The organism is uncultured Limnohabitans sp. (assembly GCF_937889215.1).
Taxonomy (GTDB): Bacteria; Pseudomonadota; Gammaproteobacteria; order Burkholderiales; family Burkholderiaceae_C; genus Limnohabitans_A.
In genome coordinates, this window is sequence record NZ_CALBEX010000019.1 from 1 (window position 1) to 2,814 (window position 2,814).

Below are 2,814 nucleotides of genomic sequence, written 5' to 3' on the forward strand. Positions count from 1 at the left end.
GGGCCACTACATCACGCAAATGGTGACGCAGGTGGGGGGCCGGGTGATCGGCACGGTGGGCTCAGAGCCCAAAGCCGCACACGCCCGTGCTGCGGGCATGCAAGAGGCTGTTTTTTACAAGACCGAGTCGGTGCCCGAACGTGTCAAGGCCGTGACCCAAGGGCGTGGGGCCGATGTGATCATTGACATGGATTTTTCGACCACCGCCGCCTGGGCGTCGGAAGGTGCTTTGGCCCCGCACGGTCAGGTCGTGTGCTACGGCTCGAACGCGCTGGATGTGCCGCTGCCGTTTCGGCCTTGGCTTTACCAGTCGATGGGCGTGAAGTTTTTTCTGGTCTATGACCTGACACCCACCGACCGCCTGGCGGCCGTGGCGCGTTTGTCGGGCCTTTTGGCCACCCAGCAGTTGCAGCACAGCATTGGCGCACGCTTCACGCTCGACCAAGTGGCCTTGGCGCACCGCACTGTGGAGGCGGGGCAGACGGTGGGCAATGTGGTGATCGAACTTTGAACCCCGCGCGGCGGCTGGGCCAAACGCTGGGGTTTGGCCTGGATCCAAAGGCGACGCAAGGCTGCAGGGCATCCGTCGGTTTACCGTTATGCTTGACGGGCTCACAAGCTTTCTTGTTCTTGTCCTGGTTTTTTTGATCGTTCATGGCTGCATCTCCCAAATCGCTCTCGGGCTTGGTCCCTTTCTTCAAGCCTTACCGCGCCGGCTTGGTCTTTGCGGCTTTGTTTTTGTTGCTGGCCGCAGGCACCACGCTGGCGTTTCCCTGGGTTTTGCGCCAACTGATCGACCAAGGCCTGTCCACGGGGGCTTCGGCCGAGCAGCTGTCGGGCAACTTTTTGCAACTGTTTGGCGTGGCCGCGGCTTTGGCGGTGTTTTCTGCCGGGCGCTTCTACATGGTCAGCTGGTTGGGCGAGCGCATCACCGCCGACCTGCGCAACGCGGTGTATGGCCACGTGCTCAAGCAGAGCCCCGCTTTTTTTGAAACCACGCAATCGGGCGAGGTGCTTTCGCGCCTCACCAACGACACCACCTTGGTGCAAACCGTGGTGGGTTCGTCGTTTTCCATGGGTTTGCGCAACTTGGTCATGGGCGCTGGCGCGCTCTTGATGCTGGTGTGGACCAACCCCGTGCTCATGCTGCAGGTGGTGGCGGTGCTGGCGGCGGTGATTTTCCCCAGTGTCTATTTGGGCCGCCGCGTGCGCCGCCTGTCGCGCGCCAACCAAGACCGGGTGGCGGATTCGAGCGCCATTGCCTCCGAGGTGCTCAACGCCATCAGCGTGGTGCAGAGCTATACGGCCGAAGGCCGCGAGACGCGTCGCTTCATCGAATCGACCACGCGAGCCTTGGGCACTGCACTGGGCCGCATCCGCGCGCGCTCGGTGCTGGTGGGCTTCATCATCATGGCTTCAAGCGCGGTGCTGCTTTGGGGCCTTTACATGGGCACGCTGGCCGTGCGTGCGGGCACCAGCACAGCGGGTCAGTTGGGCGAGACGGTGTTTTACGTCATTTTGCTGGCCAGTGCCTTTGCGGTGCTGGGCGAGGTCTACGGCGACATGCTGCGCGCGGCTGGGGCGACTGAGCGGCTGATGGAGTTGCTGCACAGCGAGTCGAACCTCAAGATCGCTGCGCAGCCCCAACAAGCCCCTTGGCCGCAAGGCGGCTCTTCTCTTGAGCTGGAATCGCTGCGCTTTCACTACCCCTCACGGCCCGACACCTGGGCGCTCGACCAACTCAGCGGCCACATTCGATCCGGCCAGACGGTGGCCGTGGTGGGCCCGAGTGGGGCGGGCAAAACCACCTTGTTCGATTTGCTGATGCGTTTTCACGACCCGCAATCTGGCCGTATCGTGCTGGACGGCGTGCCGATCGACCAGATGGACCTGCACGACCTGCGCGAGCGCATGGCCATCGTGCCGCAGGAGCCGGTGATTTTTTCTGGCACGGTGATCGAGAACATCCGCTACGGCCGCCCCGAAGCCAGTTTGGAAGAAGTGCACGCCGCCGCCGAGGCCGCCTACGCGCAAGAGTTCATCCGCGAATTGCCCGAAGGCTTTGACACGTACCTGGGAGACCGCGGCGTGCGCTTGTCCGGCGGTCAGCGCCAGCGCATCGCGATTGCGCGGGCCATCCTGAAAAACCCGCCGCTTTTGCTGCTGGACGAGGCCACCAGCGCGCTCGATGCGCAAAGCGAAAAAATGGTGCAAGCCGCCCTCGACAAAGCCATGGTCGGGCGCACCACGCTGGTGATTGCGCACCGCCTGGCCACGGTGCAACGCGCCGACGTGATCTGGGTGTTGGAGCGTGGGCGCCTGATGGAGCAAGGCACCCATGCCGAGTTGCAAGCCAAGGGTGGGCTTTACGCCAGCTTGGCAGCGTTGCAGTTCAACGCCAACAACGGCTAAGCTGTCGATTTGAGCGTGCAGCGCGGGGTGAGGGCGCAGGCATAAAAAAGCCGCTGTGAAGCGGCTTTTTTGTGGGCGACTGAATCAGATCAGTTGCGTGTGTCGCGGTAACCGCTGCCGTAGCCGGTGCTCGGCTCTTTAGGCTTGGAGATGTTCACCACGATCGAGCGACCGCTGACCGACATGCCGTTCAGGCCAGTGATGGCGGCTTGGGCTTCTTCGGCGCTGGACATTTCGACAAAAGCGAAGCCTTTGGAGCGGCCCGTGTCGCGGTCCATCATGACTTTGGCCGACAACACGCCGCCAAATTCAGAAAAGTTTTGACGCAAGCTGGCGTCGTCGATGGTGTAAGGCAAGTTGCCCACGTAAATTTTGCTGCTCATGGTTGAGCCTTTCAGAGAG

3 protein-coding genes are annotated in these 2,814 nt (G+C 62.4%); 2 read left to right on the forward strand and 1 reads right to left on the reverse strand.

Annotated features, from left to right (window positions below; genetic code table 11):
• Positions 1-511 (forward strand): zinc-binding dehydrogenase (locus tag Q0341_RS00515; RefSeq protein WP_299509792.1); only part of this gene is annotated, 511 nt, incomplete at its 5' end.
• Positions 512-654: 143 nt separating this feature from the next.
• Complete coding sequence (locus tag Q0341_RS00520; protein ID WP_299509794.1) at positions 655-2,412, forward strand: ABC transporter transmembrane domain-containing protein; 1,758 nt, start codon at positions 655-657, stop codon at positions 2,410-2,412.
• A gap of 89 nt (positions 2,413-2,501) precedes the next feature.
• Here Q0341_RS00520 and Q0341_RS00525 read toward each other — a convergent pair whose 3' ends face one another.
• Positions 2,502-2,795, reverse strand: coding sequence for an RNA-binding protein (locus Q0341_RS00525; protein WP_019425964.1), 294 nt, complete (start codon positions 2,793-2,795; stop codon positions 2,502-2,504).
• Positions 2,796-2,814 lie beyond the last annotated feature (19 nt).

What these genes read in the sequence shown, in the direction of transcription:
- Q0341_RS00525 (WP_019425964.1), bottom strand. Translation starts at nt 2,795, where the DNA reads ATGAGCAGCAAAATTTACGTGGGCAACTTGCCTTACACCATCGACGAC.
- Q0341_RS00520 (WP_299509794.1), top strand. Translation starts at nt 655, where the DNA reads ATGGCTGCATCTCCCAAATCGCTCTCGGGCTTGGTCCCTTTCTTCAAG.